The organism is Enterobacter sp. UPMP2061 (assembly GCF_053709615.1).
On sequence record NZ_JBSKJP010000006.1, the window covers coordinates 109,366 to 133,425 of the forward strand.

A 24,060-nucleotide genomic window follows, 5' to 3' on the forward strand; every position below is an offset into this window, starting at 1 on the left:
CTACAAGGTCGTGCGAAAAAATGTAGGCCCGGTAAGCGCTAGCGCCACCGGGCTTTTTTTACTCTGCGGCCGCGGCTTTCTTCGCCAGACCGTCCAGCAGCTTCTGATGGATCCCACCAAACCCGCCGTTGCTCATCACCAGAATGTGATCGCCAGGCTGTGCGGCTTTCACCACCATATCCGCTAAGACATCCACGTCCGCACTCCAGTGCGCCGGCTGAATGCAGGCGTCTGCCACTTCCGCCACCTGCCACGGAATATGCTGCGGTTGCAGCAGGAAGACCTCGTCGGCACGCCCTAAGGACGGTGCGAGATCGTCTTTGCAAATACCCATTTTCATGGTGTTCGAACGCGGTTCCAGCACGGCCAGAATGCGCGCGGTGCCGCCAACTTTGCCACGCAATGCGGCAAGCGTCGCCAGAATGGCCGTTGGGTGGTGCGCGAAATCGTCATACACGGTAACGCCGTGGGCTTCACCGCGCAGCTCCAGACGGCGACGGGCGTTGATAAACGAGCCCAGCGCATTGGCGGCATCCGCAGGCAGTACGCCCACGTGACGCGCCGCGGCGATCGCCATCAGGCCGTTGTGCATGTTGTGCTCGCCCACCAGGCCCCACTTCACCTCGCCCACTTTCTCACCGTCGAGCAGCACTTCCCATTCGGAGGCATCCGCGTTGAGCTTTTTCGCCTGCCAGTGCCCCTGCTCGCCAACCAGCTCCTGCTCGCTCCAGCACCCCATCGCCATAGTCTGCTTCAGGTTGATGTCGTTCTCCGGCAGGATAATGCGGCCCTGACCCGGAACAATGCGCACCAGATGGTGGAATTGTTTCTGAATCGCTTTCAGGTCGTCAAAGATATCCGCGTGATCGAACTCAAGGTTGTTGAGGATCAGCGTGCGTGGGCAGTAATGCACGAATTTAGAACGCTTGTCGAAGAACGCGCAGTCGTATTCATCCGCTTCAATCACAAAGAACGGGCTGTCGCCCAGACGCGCGGAGACGTCGAAATTCCCCGGTACGCCGCCGATCACAAAGCCCGGCTTGTAGCCGCAGGCTTCGAGGATCCAGGTCGCCATACCGGCGGTGGTGGTTTTGCCGTGCGTCCCGGCAACGGCGACAACCCAGCGGTCGCGCAGGACAAAATCATGCAGCCACTGCGGGCCAGACATGTACGGGATATTGCGTTCCAGCACCGCTTCAACGCATGGATTCCCACGGGTCATGGCGTTACCCACGATCACCAGATCCGGCTGCGGCTCCAGCTGGCTGGCGTCATATCCCTGAATCAGAGAAATTCCCTGCTTCTCGAGCAGCGTGCTCATCGGCGGATACACATTGGCGTCCGAACCTGTCACTTCATGGCCCAGCGAGCGCGCCAGCATTGCCAGTCCGCCCATGAAAGTGCCACAAATCCCCAATATATGAATGCGCATACGTCACTATCCTTCTTCAATGTGGCGCACATTTTACTCACATGTCAGCGGCTGTGAAACGCATTTCAGGTAAATCCGTATTTTGCTGGCGCGATTCACCTCTGCGCTAATATTTGAATGTTTGTTAAGATTGTTGGACATCAACCGCTTTACTCAACATAAGATGCAGGGAAAGTGTTATGAAAACGTTAGGTGAATTTATTGTCGAGAAGCAGCACGAGTTCTCTCATGCTACGGGTGAGCTCACTGCTTTGCTGTCGGCAATAAAGCTGGGCGCTAAGATCATCCACCGCGATATCAACAAGGCCGGTCTGGTCGATATCCTGGGTGCCAGCGGTGCCGAGAACGTTCAGGGTGAGGTTCAGCAGAAACTCGACCTGTTCGCCAATGAAAAACTGAAAGCTGCACTGCGCGCGCGCGACATCGTTGCGGGTATCGCCTCTGAAGAAGAAGATGAGATCGTCGTATTCGAAGGGTGTGAACACGCGAAATACGTTGTTCTGATGGATCCGCTGGACGGCTCTTCCAACATCGACGTTAACGTTTCTGTCGGTACCATTTTCTCCATCTACCGTCGCGTCACGCCGGTTGGCACACCGGTGACGGAAGAAGACTTCCTGCAACCGGGCAGTAAACAGGTTGCTGCCGGTTATGTGGTGTATGGCTCGTCCACCATGCTGGTGTACACCACCGGCTGCGGCGTACACGCCTTTACCTACGATCCGTCCCTGGGCGTGTTCTGCCTGTGCCAGGAGCGTATGCGCTTCCCGGAGAAGGGCAACACCTACTCCATCAACGAAGGCAACTACATCAAATTCCCGAACGGCGTGAAGAAGTACATCAAATTCTGCCAGGAAGAGGATAAAGCCACCCAGCGCCCATACACCTCGCGCTACATCGGCTCGCTGGTGGCGGATTTCCACCGTAACCTGCTGAAGGGCGGTATTTACCTCTACCCAAGCACCGCCAGCCACCCGGACGGAAAACTGCGTCTGCTGTACGAGTGCAACCCGATGGCGTTCCTGGCCGAACAGGCAGGCGGCAAGGCGAGCGACGGTAAAGAGCGTATTCTGGATATCGTGCCGGAAAGCCTGCACCAGCGCCGTTCATTCTTCGTCGGCAACCGCCATATGGTGGATGACGTTGAACGCATGATCCGCGAATTCCCGGACGCGTAACGCACGAAAAGGGGAGCCAGGCAGGCTCCCTTTTTTTCAGGCCGTTTGCATCGTCAGCTTGAAGGAAGCCATCGCTTCCATCAGCTCGCGCGACTGTTCCTCCAGGGAACGAGTTGCCGCAGATGATTGCTGGACCAGCGCCGCATTTTGCTGCGCCGTTTCATCCATCTGATTGACGGCGATATTCACCTGCTCAATACCGCGGCTCTGCTCCTGGGACGCCGTCGCAATTTCACGCATCAGTTTGGTCATACGCAGTACTTCGGTGGCGATCTCGTCCATCGTCTCACCGGCCTGCTGCGCCAGCTCGCTGCCCTCGTTCACGTGGGTTTGCGAATCGCTGATAAGCGAGCGGATCTCTTTCGCCGCATCAGCACTGCGGCTGGCGAGATTACGCACCTCACCCGCCACGACCGCAAAACCTCGCCCCTGCTCACCCGCACGCGCCGCTTCAACGGAGGCGTTCAGCGCCAGAATATTGGTCTGGAAGGCAATGCCGTCGATGACGCTCAGGATATCGGCGATGCGCGCCGAACTGCCGGAGATGTCGCGCATCTTCTCAATGACATAGCAGACCATTTCACTGCCGTGATCGGCGGTATCGGAGACCGACTTCGCCAGCTGGTGCGCCTGCTCGGCGTTATCGGCGTTAAGTTTCACCGTGGCGGTGATCTCTTCCATGCTGGCGGCCGTCTGCTCCAGCGAGGTGGCGGTGGATTCCGTGCGCTGGGCCAGGTTCATATTCCCGGCCGTCAGCTCGCGGCTGCCGGTATCAATCTGCGAGCTGGCGTCACGCACCCGCAGAACCGAGTCCATCAGCGACTGGCGCATCCCTTCGATCGCCGCGTTAAGGCGATTAAATTCCTGGCTCGCCGGCGCGTTCAGGGTATGGGTTAAATCCCCGGCCGCCACATGTTCCAGCTGGGCAATCGAGGCTGAAAGCGGCTTGAGCAGCATATGGCGCAGCACCAGCCAGGCCAGCACGATAATGCCAGCCGTCAGCAGCGCCGCGACGATAATCAGGATCAGCACGCGGGTTTTACTCGCCTGCACGGCGCTCACCTCCGCTTTACCGCGCGCCTCGCTCCATGCCTGGAACGCCTGCATATCGTTATCAAACTGCTTCGCCACCGGTACCAGCTTGTTTTCCAGCAGATCGTAATAGCTGTCCGCGCTTTGCTCGTTCAGGGCTTTCAGCATCGGGCTGATACCCTGCTGGTTGTACACCGCCAGACTCGCGGCAACGTTATCCAGCAGCTTTTGCCCCTGCTCATCCGCCACGCCGCTGCCGATCACGTCCTTCAGCGTTTTCTGTGCCAGCGCCACTTCCTGGTTAATGGTTTTGACCGCCCTGGCCGCATCGTCCAGCAGGCCGACCTCCATCATGCGGACGGCCTGCCCCGCTTCGTTACGCGCGCGCAGGATCAGCGTATAGCCGGCATTCAGCTGCACCATCTGTTCACCCTGAAGATGATTGATGCGCTGGAGAGAAGCGGAACTTTGTGTAAGGGCATAAATGCCGATGCCGCTGACAATCAGCAGCAGAAGGGTCATAACGGCCAGTAAAGAGAGCAAGCCGGTACGAATCGATAGCGTTTTAAGCATGATGTTATTTCCGGTAGCGAGATATTTCTGGGCATAAAAAAAGAATATCGGCCGCTACCGGAAAATGTTTAGAGTTTAAGCAATTTCAGCATGTTATCGCTCTGTTAAAGATGTATTCACCCGGGTAACAGGCGAGCTCTGGCGGTTCTCCCACAGCACCGTCAGGCCGCGCTGGAGCGCGATAAAAATAAACAGCAGAATGCCGATGGCGATTTTGGTCCACCAGGAGCTGAGCGTGCCGTCGAAGTTGATATAGGTCTGAATCAGCCCCTGGATCGCCACGCCAAACAGCGTGCCGAGGACTGTCCCCACCCCGCCGCTGAGCAGCGTACCGCCAATCACTACCGAGGCAATGGCGTCCAGCTCAACGCCCACCCCCGCCAGGGCATAGCCTGCCTGGGTATAAACCGAGAATACAATCCCCGCGAGGGTGGCCAGCCCGGTCGAAAGCATGTAGATGCGGATAGTCGTGCTGCGCGTGGAAATTCCCATCAGGTTCGCGGACGTGGCGCTGCCGCCAATGGCATAAACCTGGTTACCAAATCGGGTACGGTGGGCGAGGAAGATCCCGATCACCACCACGCCCAGCATCAGCAGCCCCATTGCGCTCAGGCGCCCACCGCCGGGGATTTTCCACGCCAGGCTGGAGAGCGTGTCGTAGATCGGATGGTTTATCGGAATTGACTCCTCCGACACCAGATAGCTCACGCCGCGCAGGAAGAACATCCCGGCGAGGGTGATGATAAAGGCCGGGATTTTCAGCGCATCGATCAAAAGCCCCATAAAGGCGCCGAACGCGCAGCCCATGACCAGCACCAGCGGAAAAGCCAGCAGCGGCGAAATCCCCCAAAAGCCAATCGCCTTGGCAAGGAACACGCCGGTAAAGGCGATCACCGACCCAACGGAGAGGTCGATCCCGCCGGAGAGGATCACAAACGTCATGCCGACGGCGATAATGCCTAAAAAGGCATTGTCGGTCAGGATGTTGCAAATCACCCGCGTGGAGGCGAAGCCCGGGAACTGGGTCAGGCAATAGAGGTACCCCAGCACGAACACGCCCAGCGTGATCATTAACGGCAAATTACGTTTTATCATGACCGCGGTTCCCCTTAATGAGAGTGATAAAGCGCGGCGACTGCACGATAAGTACGATAAGCACCACGACCGCTTTGACGACCTGATTCAGCTCCGGCTGGAACCCGGAGAGCAAAATACCGGTATTCATACCCTGAATAATCAACGCCCCCACCACCGAGAGCAGCAGATTAAAACGTCCGCCCATCAGCGATCCACCGCCGATAACCACCGCGAGGATCGCATCCAGCTCGAGCCAGAGTCCGGCGTTATTGGCATCCGCTCCGCGAATATCGGCGGCCACGATCACCCCGGCAATCGCAGCACAGACGCCGCTCAGCACGTAAGTCAGCATCACCATCAGCCGCGTATTTACCCCGGCGTTTTTCGCGGCCCGAATGTTAATCCCCACCGCTTCGATGAACATCCCGAGCGCCGTTTTGCGGGTGAAAAGCCAGAACACCACCAGCGTCACCAGCGCGACGATCACCGGCGTCGGGAAGAACAGAAAATTACCGCTGCCGATCCACGCCAGGCTCGGGGAGTTAAAGGTGACGATTTGACCGGAGGTGATAAGCTGCGCCACACCGCGCCCGGCCACCATCAAAATCAACGTCGCGACAAACGGCTGGATCTTGAGCACTGCGACCAGAATGCCGTTCCATAGCCCGGCTAATACACCGGAGCCCAGCGCGGCCAGCAGGACCACCGGCAGGCTGTGCCCGGCGACGGTCATCGAGGCGGCGGTGGCGCCCGCAATCGCCATTACCGCACCGACGGAGAGGTCGATCCCGCCGGTGGCAATGACCAGCGTCATACCAATCGCCAGCAGCGCCACGGGCGCGGCACGGTTTAAGATGTCGATCGGGCTACCAAACAGGCGGCCATCCTGCACGACGATCTGAAAGAAATGCGGAGCCACCAGGCTATCCACCAGCAGCACCAGCAGCAGCGCCACGATTTGCGGCGTGCCGGTCGGCCAGGTGAAGCGGCGCTTCGCTTCGCCAGTTTGCGAAAGAGAACGGGACATCACATTTGACTCCTTACGCCGCGATGGCATTCATGATCGCCGGTACCGACAGTTTATCCAGCGGGATCTCTGCCACCTGCCTGCGATCGCGCATGATGATGACGCGATCGGCATAGCCGACCAGCTCCTCCAGCTCGGACGAGATCACCAGCAGCGCCAGACCGTCGGCGCAGAGCGTTTCGATAAGCCGGATGATTTCGGCGTGCGCGCCCACGTCGATACCGCGCGTGGGCTCGTCGAGGATCAGGAATTGCGGCTTGGTGAGCAGCCAGCGCGAGAGGAGAACCTTCTGCTGATTACCGCCCGAGAGGAACTCGATGGGCTGTTCCGCGCTCGGGGTACGTATACCGAGCTGGCGGATGAAGCGCTCGGCAATCGCGTTCTGCTCGCGCTTAGGGATCGGACGCAGCCAGCCGCGCTGGGCCTGTAGCGCCAGAATGATGTTTTCCCGCACCGAGGCGGCGGCAATAATCCCGTCCGTTTTCCTGTCCTCCGGACAGAAGCCCACGCCGAGGCACGACGCCTGATGCGGTGAACGTAGCGTTTGTGGTTTGCCTTTGATCAGCGCCGTTCCGCTGTCGGCAGGTTTGATCCCGAAGATGACTTCGGCGGTTTCGGTGCGCCCGGAGCCTAACAGCCCCGCCAGACCCACAATTTCACCGGGGCGTACCTCGAGGTTAAACGGCGCGATGGTCCCTTTTCTGCCGTAATCGTGAAACGCGGCGATCGGTTTTTCGCTCAGCAGCGTACGGCCCGCGCGCTGAAGCGCGTTGGTCTCGAGCTCGCGGCCCAGCATCATTTTGACCAGCTCTATCTGCGGCAGCTCGCGGGTTTCCCGGCAGCCGACAAAGCTGCCGTTGCGCAGCACCGTTATACGGTCGCTCACCTCGTAAACCTGATCGAGGAAATGCGTCACGAAAATCAGGCTGACGCCCTGATTACGCAGCTGGCGCATCAGGGTAAAAAGCATCTCCACTTCCTGGGTATCGAGGCTGGCGGTGGGTTCATCGAGGATCAGCACTTTCGCCGAGAGATCGATAGCGCGACAGATCGCGACGATTTGCTGCATCGCTACGGAAAAACGGTTCAGCGGTTCGCGCACGTCGAGAGAGAAGCCATACGATTCCATCAGCTTCGCGGCGCGCCCTTCCATCTCTTTGCGGCGCAGCAGGCCAAAACGTCTGGGTTCGCGGCCAATAAACAGGTTATCCGCTACCGACATGTTTGGCAGCAGGTTCACTTCCTGGTAGACCGTGCCGATCCCCAGTTGCTGGGCATGCGCGGTGTTTTTGGGCGAAATGGCGTTACCTTCCAGCCAGATAGCGCCGCGATCGGCGTGATAGACCCCGGTCAGGGTTTTAATCAGCGTCGACTTCCCCGCCCCGTTTTCGCCGAGCAACGCCATGATCTCCCCACGCCGCAGGCTGAAATCAACGTTATCCAGCGCCTTAACGCCAGGGAAAAATTTACTCAGGCCCTCTGTGCGGAGGATTTCCTGGTGTTGTTCGGTGGTCATGGTTTCCCCCTGCATCAGGCCGGATGACGCTACGCTTATCCGGCCTACAAAAGAGCGTATCGTAGGCCGGGTAAGCGCAGCGCCACCCGGCAATTTCACTGGATCAGTAGCCCATATTTTTCTTCTTCTCTAACTCTTCTTTCGCCGTGTCCGGCAGGTAGAGCGTGGATTTGGTGATGGTCAACTTCTCAGGCTGGGTGCCGTCTTTCTTGAATTTCTCCAGCGCATCGAATGCCGGGCCCGCCATATTTGGCGTCAGCTCCACGCTGGCGTTTGCTTCGCCGTCAATCATCGCTTTGTAGATGTCCGGTACGCCGTCGATCGAGCCGGTGAGGATATCTTTGCCCGGCTTCAGGCCCGCTTCTTTGATGGCCTGGATGGCGCCGATCACCATGTCGTCGTTGTGGGCGTAAACCATGCAGATATTTTTGCCGTTATTTTCTGCCTTGATGAAGCTTTCCATGACCTCTTTACCCTTGCTACGGGTGAAGTCGCCGGACTGAGAACGGATGATTTTGATGTTTGGTGCTTTGGCGATGGCCTCCGCGAAACCTTTCTTACGGTCGATAGCCACGCTCGCTCCGACGGTGCCCTGCAACTCAACCACGTTACACGGCTTGCCATCCACCTGCTTCACCAGCCAGTCACCAATCAGTTTGCCTTCCAGCACGTTATCGGCGGTGACGGTGGTCATATAGAGAGATTTGTCTTTTACGTCGATGGAACGGTCGAGCAGGAAGACCGGAATTTCAGCATCTTTGGCTTCCTTCAGCACCGGCTCCCAGCCCGTGGCGACAACCGGGGCAATAAAGATGGCATCCACGCCCTGAGCGATAAACGAACGCACCGCTTTAATCTGGTTCTCTTGCTTTTGCTGACCATCGGCGATTTTCAGCGTAATACCGCGCTTTTCGGCCTCACTTTTCGCCACATTCGTTTCAGCGGCGCGCCAGCCAGATTCAGATCCGACCTGCGAAAATCCAACGGTTAAGGGTGCGGCCATCGCCATAGACGACATGGCTGCCGAAACTGCTGTAACAAGAAGTAAGCGCTTCCACATATGAACGTCCTCGTAGGGTAGGTTATTGTTGGTTAAAAGATGTTCCGCGGATGAACTATAGCCAATGGAATATGTTACGGATTGCGTTACATCACACTTCAGAAAAGTGAATAAAACGTTAATCACAAGTTTGTAATCGCTTTCATTTCAACATTTAAAATGCGGCTGAGTTTATGGATTATCCTGTCATGGAAACGGTCTGAAAAGTGAAGGCGCGAGGGAGAGAAGACGAAAACAGGCGGAGACTTTCAGCGCCAGTTGGCTATAATACCTGCCACTTGTTTACCATCCATTTTAAAGGACACCGACATGAGCTTACTCAACGTCCCTGCGGGTAAAGAACTGCCAGAAGACATCTACGTTGTGATCGAAATCCCGGCCAACGCAGATCCAATCAAATACGAAATCGACAAAGACACCGGTGCGCTGTTCGTTGACCGTTTCATGTCTACCGCCATGTTCTATCCGTGCAACTACGGCTACATCAACCACACTCTGTCTCTGGACGGTGACCCGGTTGACGTACTGGTCCCAACGCCATATCCATTGCAGCCAGGCTCCGTCATTCGCTGCCGTCCTGTTGGCGTGCTGAAAATGACTGACGAAGCGGGTGAAGATGCGAAACTGGTTGCCGTACCGCACACCAAGCTGAGCAAAGAGTACGATCACATTAAAGATGTGAACGACCTGCCAGAGCTGCTGAAAGCGCAGATCGCCCACTTCTTCGAGCACTACAAAGATCTCGAAAAAGGCAAATGGGTTAAAGTTGAAGGCTGGGATAACGCAGAAGCGGCGAAAGCAGAAATCATCGCCTCTTTCGAGCGTGCGGCTAAGAAGTAATTCTTACTGCTGAGACTAAGCCCCGCGCGTCGGGGCTTTTTTGTGGCTGTCGCTCCAGGTAACCCGTGCGATTGGGGAGTATCGCCCGGCGGCGCTACGCTTGCACGGGCCTACGGCGCAAAACGACAACGCCACCTTACGGTGGCGTTGTCGTTTTTCAGAACTGGTCTCTGTCTAACCAGTTACCGCTTTCAATCAACGTTAACCCGTCGACCGAACGTTGGTACACGTACATCCATGCACTGCCGTAAGGCGTCTGGATCAACTGGCGAGCGTATTCACCGCCCCTGGTGCGCAAGGCATCAAGTTCGGCCAGCGTGGCATTATCAATACGATAAACCTCACCCTGTACCGTTCCGTTCCCCGGAACCGCGCCTGGATAGTGGCCCAGACTGTACAACTGGTAGTTTTCGATTGTGTAATTTCCCAGCAACTGGGCGTTGGTCATCCAGTGGCTGTTGCCTTGCCTGGTTCGTAAACTGCCGTAAACAAATATTCGCATTGCTAAAACTCAAACTGATAGAGCAGATCAAGTGCCTGGTCTACGCCGGACACTGCTTCCAGATATAGCTTAGGCATCAGGCGATAACGTAACGTGAGTGTAGCCAGTGAGTCAAAGATCCCCACGCCATATTTTACCTGTAGACCCGGCAGTACATAGCCGCTGACCACTACCTGCGAAGAGTCACCCACGCCCTGAGTGTCCAGCGCCAGATTGCTTACGCCAAACGTCTCGCCGATTTTACCCACAACCTGACCACTTTGTGCAACCCCCAGACCGACTAACATTGATGTCATTGCCGCACCATCGCCCTGTTGGCTATCCAGACCCTGGCCGCGAAGGAGGTAAGAGAGCGCTTCCTGTTGCGACATGGCCGGGTCAGAGAAGATCTCTGCCTTAGGTTCATCGGCGGAGCCCGTCACGCGCACGCCTGCAATCACATCATCTTCGGTGGCTTCCGGGTTACGGATCGCTTCGATATTGAGTACTGGCTGATCCGGTGGACCGGAGAACAGCAGCTCGCCTTTACGCACAATCAAATCCTGACCGTAGGCATGGAAGCGCCCTTCAGGAATATTGATTTGTCCATTGAGGCCAAGTCCCTGTTGATCCTGCGCCACTTTCAGGTCACCCGTGAGTCTCGCCTTCAGCCCAAACGCGTCCAAACGCACGTTATTCCCCACGTGCACGATAAGATTACTATTGATCGGTATGCCAGCGCTCTTCTGTTCAACAGGTTTCAGATTTTCATTGAGCATAACTTCGTCACTGGAGACGCCAACCGCGCTTTCCGGCACCTCGTGAACCACGATGCGCGCCCACGGTACGTCAACACGGCCGTCCAGGGTGAAGAGACTCGGCGTTGCCTCAAAGACCACGTCTGGCGACACGTCCAGGCGCACCATCGGCGGTACCGTGATACGCACCCTGCTGCCCTTGGCCGCAATACGGGCGCGCCAGTTGTCGAGCTGGCTCCAGTCTGCGTCACCGCTCAGGTTGATTTGTCCCTGCTGCGTCAGTACTGAGCCACTGAGGGTTGAGCTTTGGCCGTTAAAGTTCATCGCCAGCTGGCTTGGCTGCATATCGAACGGCATAAAGTTACCGTCAATGTCCACGCCGTTTAACCGCATCTGGCCAAACAGCTGTGGGCTTTGCGCATCCCCCGCCAGACGCAGGTTGGCGCTGAGCATCCCCGCCGCCTTTTCTCCCCGCGAGAAGATCGGATTCACCATCGCCAGGTTGAAGTTGCGAATATTGACGTTGCCGCCGAGATTGCGCCGCCCTTGCGGATCGGTAATTTGCACCTGTCCGTCAAACTGACCGTTGTTGGTCAGGCGGATCAGCCATCCCAGTTCCGCACGATTGTTACGCAGGTCAGCGTTCACATTCAGGGTGTCGAACGCCACCGGCAGCGGCGCGTCATTGACCTCCTGCGTCACCTTCACGTTACGTCCGGAGAGGGTAACGCTGCCCTGCGGCAGTCCCTCTTTGGTGGTGTCCCACGCGACGTCCGCTTTGCCGCTGAAGACCCCGCTGGCCTGGGTGGTTTCCGGCATAAACGGTTTCAGCATCGCCAGGTCGAAACGGTTGAGGTTGATCTGCGCGCGTCCTTCCGCGCCCGCATCAATGGTCTGCGGCACGCACAGCTCAGCATTCGGGTTGGTCCAGCAGTGTGGCCCAATGCTGATCTTTTGCTCCGCGTTGCGGTAATCCAGCGCGACAGACCGCGACAGCACCAGCGGGCCGACCGGCGTGCTGAAGCGGGTGTTATCCAGCACGCCTTTCCAGCGCGTCGCCTGGCGGTCAAAACTGCCCGTCAGGTGCAGCTGCCCGGAGACCGGCTCGCCCTGCACGCGTAGCTGGAGATCGTGCTGCTTTTCGTTACCTTTTGCCGCCAGCGTGACCAGACTGATGTTCACGTCCGGCTGAGAGATACGCTCCACGCGCAGATCCAGGTTTCCGCCGATCTGATCGGTGGATTTCACGTCTCCCTCGACACGCACGCGGGCAATAGAAAGTTCCTGCCAGCGCAGGTTATTGGCGGTGATGTCCGCCAGCAGCTGCGGCGCCTCCACCGTACCGCGAACCTTCACTAACCCCTTCGCCGTGCCGCCAAGACCCGGCAGGGCGTTATCGAGATTTGGCGCGTCGATGGTGGCATCCAGATTGAGGTCTTTTACGCCCAGCTCGCCTTTGATATCCGCCGTGTTGCGACCCAGCGCCACGTGCAGGCCCGGGATCACCCACTGGAGATAGCTGTTGCCCTTAAGCGAGCCCTCTACGTTGACTTTGTTCTGCTTCACGTTGCCGGTGAGCTTGAGTTCCGGCACGTCCATCTGCCAGGTGCCACCGTACAGGCTACCGCGGGTTTTGATCAGGCCATCCAGTTTTGACGGCCAGTCCGGGACCTCTTTAGCGGTGTTGATCCCGGTCAGCTTCAGCTCGCCGCGCCAGCTGATCGCCTGCTGCCAGTCGAGCAGCGCGGTCAGCTCGGTTTTTCCTTCCAGCGCCGCCACGGTCAGCTTGTCGAGGTTAACCTGCAACTCGTTACCCTTCGCATCCAGGGTGATATCGGCGGGCGGTACCCCCTGCCCCTTCACTGCCGTGCGGAACGACAGCGTGTAGTCGGTCATTTTGCCACTCAGCTTCAGCTTCAGATCGTCAGCCTGGAACTGTTTTTCGCCGGTGAACGGCCAGTAAAGCTGCTTGCTGACAACCTCAAGGTTGAGCGGTAAACCGGCCTCTGCCAGCTGGGTTTGCCCGCGCAGCACCATATCCACCGGTCCGGAGAGGTTCACGCCGAACTCCAGCTTCTCGCGCAGCGCGCCGCCGACTTTCACCTTCACCTTTTCGCCTTTCAGCGGATCGATGTTCAGGGCGCTGTTCAGCGTAATATCTACCGGCCAGTTGTCACGCAGTAGCGCATTGCCTGAGGCGTTGACCGACCCCTGGTTAGTATCAATATCCAGCGCGTCGAGCTTCATGTTGCCGTCGATACTGCTGACTTTAAGCAGCATGTTGAAGACCGTCAGATCGGTATCGCCGGTCAGACGCAACTGCTCGCCCTTAAACTCTTCGATATTGAGGTTCAGCGGCAGATGCACGTCGGTCATCTCCGGCAGAACCGGTTTCGAGAAGAGATCTTTCAGCGTTTCGCCCAGCGGTTTTTCTTCCGGCTGCGGGTTCTGGATCTTCGGCTCGACGATCTCTTCCTGCGCCACGTCGGCCACCTTCGGTAGCGCAATCAGCAGCCCTTGCAGGGAGGTTGGGGTCAGAGTGAGGTTTTTCTCCTGCCAGCGCAGACCAGAGGTGAAATCCATCACGGATACCGTCGTGTCGTCGATTTTGATATTCACGTTATCCAGTGCGACCCGGTAAAGCGCAATCGGGTACGGCGTGGAGAGGTTCAGCGGGCCGCTGTCCTCTTCTTCGACAGGCTCGGACTTCGGCATTTTTTTGGAATCTATCGCCACGTTAACGTCTTTTAGCGACAGATCGTTTACGCACAGCTGGCTGTCCCGCAGGCAGCCGAGCTTGACCGCCAGATGAAACTCGCCCGCATTCACCGCCACACCGGGCTGTTCATAACGGATATTTTTCAGGCGCAGATCGCGCCAGCCGCCCGTTACCTGGCCGATTTCCAGCCCCGGCACCCAGCGGTTCGCGGCGTTAAACAGCAAATGCAGGCCCGTGGTGGTGCCCACCAGAAACGCCACCGTACCGAGCAGTAATACGATAAAAATCAGCACCCCGAGGCTTATCTTCTTCCATAAACTCATAATTCAGGCCCCAGACCGATGTAAAACTGTAAACCGTGTTCGTCTTTGTCGCCCACCGGAACGGCGAAATCGAGCTTGATGGGCCCGACCGGTGACTGCCAGCGCACGCCTACGCCCGCGCCGGTTTTGAAATCGCTGCGGCGGATATCGTTCACCGCTTCACCGCCGTCAACGAACATCGCTCCCCACCACTTGCCGCTGACGTTGTACTGGTACTCCAGCGAGCCAGTCGCCAGTTTTGACGCCCCGGTCAACTGGCCTTTGTCGTTTTCAGGTGAGATCGATTTATACTTATACCCGCGAATGCTGCGGTCGCCCCCGGCGAAGAAGCGCAGATCCGGCGGGACGCGTTCGAAGTCACCGGTTTCGATCCAGCCGAGATTACCGCGCATCACAAAGCGGTGTTTGTCGTACAGCGTGCGGATCCAGACGTTTTGCGCCTGAAAGACGGAGAAGTCTACGTCGGAGCCCCAGGCGGTGTTGGAGTAATCGATGGAGTAGCGCTGAGAATCGCCCCAGGTCGGCATCAGGCCACCGCGCGAGCGGGTACGGCTGATCATCACGCCCGGATAAAGCAGCATGGTGGTGTTGGTGACGTTTGCCTGGGTAAAGTGGTCGAGGCTCCAGCGCAGGTTAATGGCGCGCTGCCAGCCGCTGGAGAGATCCCAGAAGCGTGATACCGCAAGCGTCGTCGAGTCCTGCTCGGTATCGTTCAAATCGGTACGCTTAAAGCCGCCCTGCACGAGGTAGTATTGCTCAAGCGGATTTTTCAGCAGCGGCATTTTATAGCTGAAGTCCAGCTGCTGTTCAGGCGCAGACAGGCTGACGCTGGTGGTCAGGCTGTGGCCGTAGGAGTTCATCCACGGTTTTTTCCATGAGGCTTTCACGCGCGGGCCGACGTCCGTGGAGTAGCCAACACCGGTCTCAATGGTGTTCTCGGTGCGCGGAGAGACCACGCCATGCAGCGGTAACACTTTCGTTTTACGGGATTTATCAAATTCCGGCGCTACCACCACGGAGTTAAACCAGCCCGTCGCGGACAAACGACGGTTCAGCTCGCCCAGGTCGCTGGACTGGTAGTAGTCGCCCTTTTTAAACGGCACCAGATTTTGCAGATACTCGTCACGGATTTGCGATCCTTCGAAGGTCACATCGCCAAACCGGTAGCGCTCGCCGCTGTCGTAATCGATATCCCAGAATGCCTGACGTCGCTCAAGCGCAACGCCCAGCTGGCTTTTGTTGAACCGGCTGTCGAAGTAGCCTTTGCGCAGCGAAACGCTGGTTAAGGATTTTTTAAAACGATCGTAATCCCCGTGATTGAGCACGGTGCCCACTTTCGGACGGGTGCTGAGCAGATCCAGGTAGTCCCGATCGGTGCGCGCACCGCCGCGCAGCACCACGTTCGTGCCGCCAATCAGGACGGGTTCGCCCGGCGAGACGCGGGCAATCAACACCTGGCGTCCTTTCGCCGGCGGCGGGCGTAAATCGAAATCGATGGTGGGTTCGTAGTACCCCAACGCCTTTAAGCCTTCGCGGATGGCGTCATCCACGCGCGCGCGAAAACGCCGATCCGGCGTGACCTCATCGCTCTGGATGGTAGAAAGCTGCGCACGCACGTTTTTTTCCAGCGCCCCGGATAACCCCTCAACCTGCAAACGGACATTCGCCGCGCTGGCAATCCCGCTGGTCAGCATTAAACTGACTAAACATAACTGGCGGATCTTTGTCACGTTTTCTCCTGAATATCCCTGTTTCCACCCTGGAAGCAAATGCAGTGCCGCTCCGCGGCAAAATACGGCCTGAAAGCCAAAAACCCAAATTACGGGTTGAAAAAGGGTGTAACACCCAAATATTTCTTATGATTAAATCTAGACTCATTCATCGCATTTATTGTGTTCAATTAAACGCTTCGTGACAACCTTAACCGAAACAACGCTACCCGGGAGGCCCCACCGTGAGTTTATTCGATAAAAAGCATCTGGTATCACAAGCCGATGCGTTACCGGGACGCAACACCCCTATGCCAGTGGCAACATTACACGCCGTAAACAACCATTCAATGACAAACGTTCCTGATGGAATGGAGATCGCCCTGTTTGCCATGGGCTGCTTCTGGGGCGTAGAACGCCTGTTCTGGCAACTGCCGGGCGTGTACAGCACCGCTGCGGGCTACACCGGAGGATATACGCCTAACCCAACCTACCGCGAAGTCTGTTCCGGTGAGACCGGTCATGCTGAAGCGGTGCGTGTGGTGTATGACCCGAGCGTCATTAGCTATGAACAGCTGCTCCAGGTGTTCTGGGAAAACCATGACCCGGCGCAGGGCATGCGTCAGGGTAACGATCACGGCACCCAATACCGTTCGGCCATCTACCCGCTCACCCCAGAGCAGGAGGCCGCCGCCCACGCCAGCCTGACGCGTTTCCAGGAAGCGATGCAGGCGGCCGGTGATAAACGTCAGGTCACGACGGAAATCGCTACCGCGAAACCGTTCTACTATGCCGAAGACGACCACCAGCAGTACCTGCATAAAAATCCGTACGGCTACTGCGGTATCGGCGGCATTGGCGTTTGCCTGCCTCCCCAGCAGGCCTGATTACTGCAACAGCGCCACGCGAGCCGCGTGGCGCGTGGCATTACTCACCGAACCGTAATCAATGACTTTCCCCTGCAACAGCAGGTTAAACACTGGCGCCTGTGGTCGGTTGAGCCGCGTTTGCAGCAAATGCACCGCTTCTATACCCAAATCCCGACAGGGCACCGTGATCCCCGTAATGGGCTTTTCAAGCCGGTTTGCTAAATTCCACGCAAAATCGGTGGTGATGATGGAGATGTCTTCCGGCACGCGCAGCCCATGCCGCTGTAACGCCTTCAGCACACCCTCGGTCATGCTGGTGCTGTTGGGAAAAATGACCTCAGGCCACTGCGCTCTGTCGTGACGTAACAGCCACGCATCCAGCTCGCGCTCAGCCTCTTCAGCGGTAAACCACTCCGTGACCAGTAAATCCCGCTGCGGCTCAAACGCCACATGAAAATGCCGGTACGCTTCTTTAATTCCATCCAGCCGGGCATAGAGCGTGTCCCGGCGTAAACAGGTGATGGTCAGCACCCGGCGATGCCCCTGCTCGAAAAGATATTGCATCGTGGTAAAGCCGATTGCGCGATGATCGGGGGAAACCGAATCCAGCACCCGGTCCCGGTCAACGGAATTAATTAATACACAGGGTTTATTCAGCGTGCTGGCCAGCTTAAATATGGTGGAATCATCCGTACCAATGATAATTATTGCGTTAATATTTTTATGGCTTGCCTTTTCCATAAATAATTTCACGTCCGCATTCTGTTCCTCTAATCCGCAATAACTGATCCAGACATTATGTGGCGCGCTGGCTTCCGCAATGCCTTTGGTCACTTCCAGATAAAAAATATCCCCACGCCCCTGAAACGTTCTTTCAGGCGCAAATACAGCGATTCCGTTAATTAAAAGCCGTCCGCTCGCCATCGACTCCAGCACGCCAAGCTCCCGTGCGATGCGGACAATGGCTTCCCGGGCCTTATCGCTGGTATAAGACTTGCCGCTCAACACCCTGGAAACCGTGCTCACGGAATATCCCGTCAGGGATGCGATCTCCTCCATTTTTAACTTGCCCGGCATAGTGTGACCTCGCTCTCAATCAGTTTTTGCAAATATTTGCAGAAACAGCGCTTTGATTTTAAAACCAAATTTCAAAATGGTTGGAGTTTACTTATTCACCTTGCGAGTATTCTCACAAAAACACATTGTCGCTACGTCTCGCCTTTCCTATTTTTCGGTCATCACGCTTTTTGACTGAAATTAAGGTGAGACATGGAGAAGGTACGTTTTGGCATTATTGGTATAGGTAATATCGGTACGGTCCACGCACGCTATTTACTGGCCGGAACCGTCAGCGACGCCTGCCTTACGGCGGTGTGTGATAACGCGCCGGAAAAGCATCCGGCCATTCGGCAGCTGGTTGGCGGCATTCCGCTGTTCAGTGATGCGCAGGAGATGCTCCAGAGCGGGCTTATCGATGCGGTCATTGTCGCCACGCCGCATTACGATCACCCGCACCTGTCGATGCTGGCGATGCGCCACGGCATTCATACCCTGTGTGAGAAGCCAGCAGGCGTCTACACCGCGCAGGTCCAGGAGATGAACGCCTGCGCCCGGGAGTGCGACGTGGTGTTCGGCATCATGTATAACCAGCGGCCCAACCCGCTGTATCAGAAAGTGAAAGATCTGATCGACAGCGGCGAGCTGGGCGAGATCCGCCGCTCCAACTGGATCATCACCAACTGGTATCGCTCGCAGAGTTACTACAACTCCGGCGGCTGGCGCGCCACCTGGAAAGGGGAAGGCGGCGGCGTGCTGCTCAACCAGGACCCGCACCAGCTCGATCTCTGGCAGTGGCTGGTGGGCATGCCGGTTCGTCTGCGCGCGTTTTGCCAGTTCGGTAAGCATCGCGATATCGAAGTGGAAGACGAGGTGACAGCCTACGCCGAATATGCCAGTGGCGCGACCGGCGTGTTCATCACCACCGTCGCGGAAACACCGGGTACCAACCGCCTGGAGATTGTCGGCGATCGCGGCAAAGTGGTCGTCGACGAGGGCAAACTGCGCTACTGGCGGCTGCGCGAATCGGAAACCGAGTTTAACGCTCGCTGGCAGAATGGCTTCGGTGAGCCGGAATGCTGGGAGGTTTCTGTCCCTGTTGCCCCGGAATACAGCGAGCACCACGTCATCACCGCCAACTTCTGCGCCGCCGTGCTGCGCGGCGAGCCGTTGATTGCACCGGGTCTGGACGGCATTCGCGGTTTAACCCTCTCTAACGCCATGCACCTCTCCACCTGGACGGACGACTGGGTTGAGCTACCGCTGAACGAAAAGCAATACCTGCGCCTGCTTCAGCAGCGCATCAGCACCTCTGTAGATAAAGGAGCCACCAGCATCACGCTGGATGCCGCGGGTACCTGGTAACACCGGAGAAAATCGATGTTAAATGTCGCCATTGTGGGAACAGGAAATATCTCCCATAACCATATTCAGGGTTATTTGCAGTTTGGACAGCGCTGCCGGATCGTTGCGCTGGTTGATATCTATCCGGAGAAAGCGGAAGAGAAAAAAGCGCGTTACGGCCTGACGGACGCCCGCGTGTACGCCAGCCACCGGCAGTTGCTGGAGGATGCGCTTCCCATCGATATCGTTGACGTCTGCACCCCGCCCTATGTCCATGCGGAGATCAGCATCGATGCGCTTCATGCCGGCTGCCATGTGCTGTGTGAAAAACCGATGGCCGCCTCGCTGGAGGAGTGTGATGCGATGATCGCCGCCCAGCAGGCCAGCGGAAAAACGCTCTCCATTATTGCCCAGAACCGCTTTACCGATGCCTTCTGGCGCTTAAAAGCGGCGCTGGATTCCGGCCTCGCCGGAAAAATATGCCATGCGCAGGTGGATTCCTTCTGGTGGCGCGGACATTGCTACTACGACCTGTGGTGGCGCGGCACGTGGGAAAAGGAAGGGGGCGGCTGCACGCTGAACCACGCGGTGCACCATATTGACGCCATTCAGTGGATGCTCGGCTTCCCGTCTGAGGTGGTGGCGATGATGACCAACGTGGCCCATGACAACGCCGAAGTGGAAGACCTTAGCGCCGCGATATTCAAATACCCCAACGGCGCACTCACCCAGCTTACCGCCTCGGTAGTACACCACGGGGAAGATCAGAAGATCATTATCCAGGGTGATAAAGCGCGCATCTCCGCCCCATGGCAGGCTTATGCCAGCGTGAGTGCTGACAACGGCTTCCCGCAGGAGACCAACGATATTGAGCGAGAAGCCCGGCTTGATGCCGTTTTCCAGGCGACGCCCAGGCTCGAATGGACTCTGCACACCGGGCAGATTAACGACCTGCTTCAGAGCATTGAGCGCGGTACGGCCCCGCTGGTGGACGGCGTGCAGGGTAAGCGCTCGCTGGAGCTGATTACTGCGATGTATAAATCAGCCATTACCCGCAGTGTCGTTTCCCTGCCTGTTGGTCGCGATGATCCGTTTTACCGTACCGGCGGGACGAACGCTCTCGCCCCCCGTTTTTATGAAAAATCCGCAAGCGTCGCCAACTTCAGCGAAGTGGGCGCTATCCCTCTGGGTAAAGATCTGGATCGAGGACTGTAACCATGAACAAGAATGACGGAATGAACTACGCGCCGGTGGGCAAACCGCAGCCGGTGGTGCAGGCGGGTGAATTTGTATTTGCCGCCGCCGCGCTCGACCACGGCCATATCTACGGAATGTGTAATGGCCTGATTGAAGCAGGTGCCACGCTGAAGTGGGTTTACGATCCCGATCCGGCGAAAGTGGACACGTTTGTTCAGCAGTACCCGCAGGTGAAGGTGGCTGATTCCCTGGACGTTATTCTCGCCGATGGCGACGTGCGCCTGGTGGCCGGGGCGGCCATCCCCTCCGAACGCTGTGCGCTGGGGCTGAAGGCGATGACGGCTGGCAAAGACTACTTCACGGACAAAGCGCCGCTCACCACCCTTGAACAGCTGGCAGACGCCAAAGCGATGGTGGAGAAAACCGGGAAAAAATACGCGGTCTACTACAGCGAGCGTCTGCACGTGGAAAGCGCGGTCTTTGCCGGGCAGTTGGTACAGCAGGGCGCCATTGGTCGCGTGGTGCAAACCCTGGGCATGGGGCCGCACCGGGAAGGGACTGGCCGCCCGGACTGGTTCTACGATCGTCGCTATTTCGGCGGCATCCTGTGCGACATCGGCAGCCACCAGATCGAGCAGTTCCTGTTTTATACCGGCAACCGCAACGCTACCGTGGTCGCCAGCCAGGTGCGCAACGTTAACCACCCGCAGTATCCCGCATTCGAAGATTTTGGCGACGCCATGCTCAAAGGAGAAAACGGCGCCAGCGGCTATTTCCGTTGTGACTGGTTCACTCCTGACGGGCTCTCTACCTGGGGCGATGGTCGCCTGACGCTGCTCGGTACCGACGGGTATATCGAGATCCGTAAATATGTCGATCTCACCCGGGGCGAGCAGGATGTCGTCTACCTCGTCAATAACGAGGGCGAGTTCCGCTATCCTGTGGCCGGGCAGGTTGGGTTCCCGTACTTTGGCGAACTGATCCTCGACTGCCTGCACCGCACCGAAAATGCCATGACTCAGGCGCACGCTTTCAAAGCTGCCGAACTGTGCGTGAAAGCACAAATGCTCGCAAACGCAGCTGACTAAGGGGACGACATGAACATCCTGAACACGGCGATTATCGGTGCCGGGGCTATTCACAGTTGCCATGTGAATGCCCTGAGGCAAATCCCCAATGTCGCGCTGCGCGCGCTGGTCGATATCGACAGCGTCAAAGGACTGAAGCTGGCGATGAACTATCAGTGCCGCTTTTATCAGGATTACCGGGAAATGCTGCTGGATGACAGCATCGACGTGGTGCATATCTGCACGCCCCACTTCGAGCACAAAAACATGATTCTGGCGGCGCTGGCCGCCGGGAAACATGTCTTTTGCGAAAAACCGGTGGGCATGAACAGCAGCGAGCTTGCCGACATTGCCTCTGCCGCCGCGCAGGCACCCGGCAGGCTCGGCGTCTGCTACCAGAACCGGCTCAATCCGACCAGCCTGCGCATTCGCAAGGAGCTGGCGGAAGGCGTACTGGGAAAGATGTTAAGTATCAAAGCTGTGCTGACCTGGTCCCGCTCGGGGGCGTATTACACGGAAAGCCCGTGGCGCGGGCAGCTGGCAACGGAAGGCGGAAGCCTGCTAATCAACCAGGCGATCCATACCCTCGATCTGATGCAGTGGTTCGCGGGTGGCGTCACGCGGCTGAAGGGGGTAGTCGACAGCGGGGAACTGGCTGACGTCACGCAAGGGGAAGACAGCGCGATGGCCACGCTTCACTTTACCAACGGTGCGCGCGGTCTGTTTTATGCCAGCAACTGCCACACCACGGATTCCCCCCTCTGTCTGGAGATCCAGTGCGAGCGCGGCTCACTGCTGCTCAACGACAACACGCTCTGGCGCATAACGCCCGGCGAACGATTTCGCCTGGAAAGCGATGCCTCTCCCGATGGCACCGCAAAAAGTTACTGGGGATTAGGACACCAGCAGGCGATCCGCCGTTTTTATCACGCTATTCATCACCCGGAGAGTACGGATTTTACCGATATTTGTACCGCCGGAAAATCACTCAAGATTGTGGAGGCTTTTTATCGGTCATCTCAGTTAAGACAATGGATAGATATTAATAATTAGAACGTCACGTGTAGTCCAGCAGTGCAATAAAAATACAACCTCTACATCTACCCTACACTGGATATTATTATGGTTAAACCAACTGAACGCAGAGTGGGTTATGGCGTGGCGCTTGGCTACGGCATAACCGACCTCTTTGGCGGAGGCGCTTTCGCCATTATCGGCACCTGGCTGTTATTTTTTTACACCACCTATTGCGGATTATCCGTCGTGGAAGCCGGCTCTATATTTGCTATTGCCCGCGTCATTGACGCGGTATTAAGCCCGATAATGGGTTACATCACCGACAATTTCGGCGACACCTGGCTTGGGCGTAAATTTGGCCGTCGCCGTTTCTTCTTATTACTCAGCTCTCCCTTAATGTTCCTCTATGCTCTGCTGTGGCTGACGGACATGGGTTACTGGTATTACCTGGGCACCTATCTTTCCATCGAACTGCTTTCAGCGATGGTGCTGGTGCCGTGGGAAACCCTCGCCGCGGAGATGACCAACCGCTATGAAGAGCGCAGCCGCCTGTCGGGCGTACGGATGATCTGCTCGCAATTGGGCGGTTTTCTTGCGGTGTCGGTTCCGGGCGTGATTATGCAATTTACCGGCAAAGATAATTCCTTTACCTACACGCTAACCGGACTGATATTTTCCTGCGTCTTTTGCATCGCGGTATTTATTACCTGGTACAGCACCTGGGAAGCAAAAGATGTGCATCAGGAGTATGACTTCAAAGTTGATACCCAGCGCAGCAGCGGAGTAATTAATCACCTCAAATATCTGGTGCTGGATCTCTTCTCTTCTTTTCGTATTCGCGCTTTCCGCCTGCATATTCTTATTTATATTTTCTCCTTCACCGCGATGGACGTATTTGGTTCAGTCTTTACCTATTACGTGGTGTATTGCCTGAGTCAGGATGCGGCAGCAGTGTCCGGCTGGCTAAGTATTGCGGCTTTTGCCTCCGTGCCGGGCACGTACGGATTTATGCTGTTACTCAACAGGCTGAACATGACCCCTTCCGCCGCACTGCGCCTTTCGTATAGCTGCATTTTCCTGGTGCTGGCATTCCTGTTTACGGTTTATCTCACCAAAACAGAGGTGCCAACGCTGCTGTTCTCCGCCGTCTTCATCCTGCTGGGTGCAGCCCGTTCCGGCCTCTATTACATTCCGTGGAATATTTATAGCTTTATTCCGGATATCGACGAGATCGTCACGCAGCAGCGCCGGGAAGGCATTTTCGCTGGCGTAATGGTGTTGACCCGCAAAAGCACCGTCGCCATTGCGATTATGATTATCGGCCTGGTGTTGCAGGAGTCCGGTTTTGTGAAAGGCAGTGGCGCACAGCCTGAAAGCGCGCTGGGAGCAATAATTGGCCTGATGATTTTTGCCACCGCCGCGCTGCTGGCAGTGAGCTTCTTCGCGACCTACAAATTTAAGCTGACCCGCGAGACGCATAAGGTGCTGCTCAAGGAGATCGCGCGTCGGAAGCTCGGTGGCGACTATCGCGACTGCGACGCCAGCACCCGTGTGGTCATCAAACAGCTGACAGGCTATGAGTACGATCAGGTCTGGGGCGGCGATGCCACACGCCTGGCTGTGGGCGAAAACTTATCCACCGTGAAATAGCCCTTCCCGCCGGATCGGCCCCATGCCGGTCCGGCTTTTTTTGCCGAAAACGTGACCTCTGGCAGGTTTACACGTCTTTACGCTATACTACCGCTGAAATAATCGGCTCAACGCTACGAGCTGAGTTCAATGTGT

At 57.0% G+C, this 24,060-nt stretch carries 18 protein-coding genes; 8 read left to right on the top strand and 10 right to left on the bottom strand.

Annotated features, from left to right (window positions below; all coding sequences use genetic code 11):
• Positions 1-58 precede the first annotated feature (58 nt).
• The gene (gene mpl / locus ACWKXX_RS13985; protein ID WP_017694649.1) at positions 59-1,432 is read right to left on the bottom strand and encodes a UDP-N-acetylmuramate:L-alanyl-gamma-D-glutamyl-meso-diaminopimelate ligase; all 1,374 of its coding nucleotides are present in this window, start codon (positions 1,430-1,432) and stop codon (positions 59-61) included.
• Positions 1,433-1,611: 179 nt separating this feature from the next.
• On the opposite strand from mpl, the gene fbp reads away from it, so the two are divergent.
• The gene (gene fbp / locus ACWKXX_RS13990) at positions 1,612-2,610 is read left to right on the top strand and encodes a class 1 fructose-bisphosphatase (protein WP_003856070.1); all 999 of its coding nucleotides are present in this window, start codon (positions 1,612-1,614) and stop codon (positions 2,608-2,610) included.
• A 36-nt stretch (positions 2,611-2,646) separates the two neighbouring features.
• Here fbp and ACWKXX_RS13995 read toward each other — a convergent pair whose 3' ends face one another.
• From ACWKXX_RS13995 to ytfQ, 5 genes are all read right to left on the bottom strand, one after another.
• Positions 2,647-4,215 (bottom strand): methyl-accepting chemotaxis protein, encoded by a 1,569-nt coding sequence (locus tag ACWKXX_RS13995; protein WP_015572503.1) that lies wholly within the window; start codon positions 4,213-4,215, stop codon positions 2,647-2,649.
• 93 nt (positions 4,216-4,308) lie between these two features.
• Positions 4,309-5,310, bottom strand: coding sequence for a galactofuranose ABC transporter, permease protein YjfF (gene yjfF, locus ACWKXX_RS14000; protein ID WP_017383921.1), 1,002 nt, complete (start codon positions 5,308-5,310; stop codon positions 4,309-4,311).
• Positions 5,297-6,322, bottom strand: coding sequence for a galactofuranose ABC transporter, ATP-binding protein YtfT (gene ytfT, locus ACWKXX_RS14005; RefSeq protein ID WP_017383922.1), 1,026 nt, complete (start codon positions 6,320-6,322; stop codon positions 5,297-5,299). The genes yjfF and ytfT overlap by 14 nt, the downstream gene beginning before the upstream one ends.
• 10 nt (positions 6,323-6,332) lie before the next feature.
• The gene (gene ytfR, locus ACWKXX_RS14010; protein WP_196359045.1) at positions 6,333-7,835 is read right to left on the bottom strand and encodes a galactofuranose ABC transporter, ATP-binding protein YtfR; all 1,503 of its coding nucleotides are present in this window, start codon (positions 7,833-7,835) and stop codon (positions 6,333-6,335) included.
• 103 nt (positions 7,836-7,938) lie between these two features.
• Positions 7,939-8,895 carry a galactofuranose ABC transporter substrate-binding protein YtfQ gene (gene ytfQ / locus ACWKXX_RS14015; protein ID WP_017383924.1) on the bottom strand — a complete coding sequence of 319 codons (957 nt, stop codon included), beginning with the start codon at positions 8,893-8,895 and terminating at the stop codon, positions 7,939-7,941.
• Between the two features lie 309 nt (positions 8,896-9,204).
• Here ytfQ and ppa point away from each other — a divergent pair, with 309 nt between their 5' ends.
• Positions 9,205-9,735: an inorganic diphosphatase gene (gene ppa / locus ACWKXX_RS14020; protein WP_006810347.1), complete on the top strand. Its 531-nt coding sequence runs from the start codon at positions 9,205-9,207 to the stop codon at positions 9,733-9,735.
• 157 nt (positions 9,736-9,892) lie between these two features.
• Here the strand turns inward: ppa and ACWKXX_RS14025 are convergent, their stop codons facing one another.
• From ACWKXX_RS14025 to tamA, 3 genes are read right to left on the bottom strand one after another with little or no spacing between them, the layout of a single operon-like run.
• The gene (locus ACWKXX_RS14025) at positions 9,893-10,237 is read right to left on the bottom strand and encodes a gamma-glutamylcyclotransferase family protein (RefSeq protein ID WP_017383925.1); all 345 of its coding nucleotides are present in this window, start codon (positions 10,235-10,237) and stop codon (positions 9,893-9,895) included.
• Positions 10,238-10,239: 2 nt separating this feature from the next.
• The gene (gene tamB, locus ACWKXX_RS14030; protein ID WP_057056940.1) at positions 10,240-14,016 is read right to left on the bottom strand and encodes an autotransporter assembly complex protein TamB; all 3,777 of its coding nucleotides are present in this window, start codon (positions 14,014-14,016) and stop codon (positions 10,240-10,242) included.
• Positions 14,013-15,746, bottom strand: coding sequence for an autotransporter assembly complex protein TamA (tamA, locus tag ACWKXX_RS14035; protein ID WP_017694656.1), 1,734 nt, complete (start codon positions 15,744-15,746; stop codon positions 14,013-14,015). Before tamA ends, tamB begins: the two co-directional genes overlap by 4 nt.
• 224 nt (positions 15,747-15,970) lie before the next feature.
• On the opposite strand from tamA, the gene msrA reads away from it, so the two are divergent.
• Positions 15,971-16,612 carry a peptide-methionine (S)-S-oxide reductase MsrA gene (gene msrA / locus ACWKXX_RS14040; protein ID WP_006810351.1) on the top strand — a complete coding sequence of 214 codons (642 nt, stop codon included), beginning with the start codon at positions 15,971-15,973 and terminating at the stop codon, positions 16,610-16,612.
• Here msrA and ACWKXX_RS14045 read toward each other — a convergent pair whose 3' ends face one another.
• On the bottom strand, positions 16,613-17,671 hold the full coding sequence (locus ACWKXX_RS14045; RefSeq protein ID WP_039271936.1) for a LacI family DNA-binding transcriptional regulator: 1,059 nt from the start codon (positions 17,669-17,671) through the stop codon (positions 16,613-16,615). It abuts the gene before it with no gap.
• Between the two features lie 192 nt (positions 17,672-17,863).
• Between ACWKXX_RS14045 and ACWKXX_RS14050 the strand changes: the two genes are divergently transcribed.
• The 5 genes from ACWKXX_RS14050 to ACWKXX_RS14070 all read left to right on the top strand — a co-directional run bounded on the left by ACWKXX_RS14050 (position 17,864) and on the right by ACWKXX_RS14070 (position 23,925).
• Positions 17,864-19,015 (top strand): Gfo/Idh/MocA family protein, encoded by a 1,152-nt coding sequence (locus tag ACWKXX_RS14050; protein WP_015572494.1) that lies wholly within the window; start codon positions 17,864-17,866, stop codon positions 19,013-19,015.
• Between the two features lie 15 nt (positions 19,016-19,030).
• A complete protein-coding gene (locus ACWKXX_RS14055) occupies positions 19,031-20,209 on the top strand; it encodes a Gfo/Idh/MocA family protein (RefSeq protein WP_045339362.1) in 1,179 nt (392 codons plus the stop codon).
• A 2-nt stretch (positions 20,210-20,211) separates the two neighbouring features.
• On the top strand, positions 20,212-21,279 hold the full coding sequence (locus ACWKXX_RS14060; RefSeq protein WP_261665775.1) for a Gfo/Idh/MocA family protein: 1,068 nt from the start codon (positions 20,212-20,214) through the stop codon (positions 21,277-21,279).
• Positions 21,280-21,288: 9 nt separating this feature from the next.
• Positions 21,289-22,311, top strand: coding sequence for a Gfo/Idh/MocA family protein (locus ACWKXX_RS14065; protein ID WP_045339546.1), 1,023 nt, complete (start codon positions 21,289-21,291; stop codon positions 22,309-22,311).
• A 69-nt stretch (positions 22,312-22,380) separates the two neighbouring features.
• A complete protein-coding gene (locus ACWKXX_RS14070; RefSeq protein ID WP_017383932.1) occupies positions 22,381-23,925 on the top strand; it encodes an MFS transporter in 1,545 nt (514 codons plus the stop codon).
• Positions 23,926-24,060 lie beyond the last annotated feature (135 nt).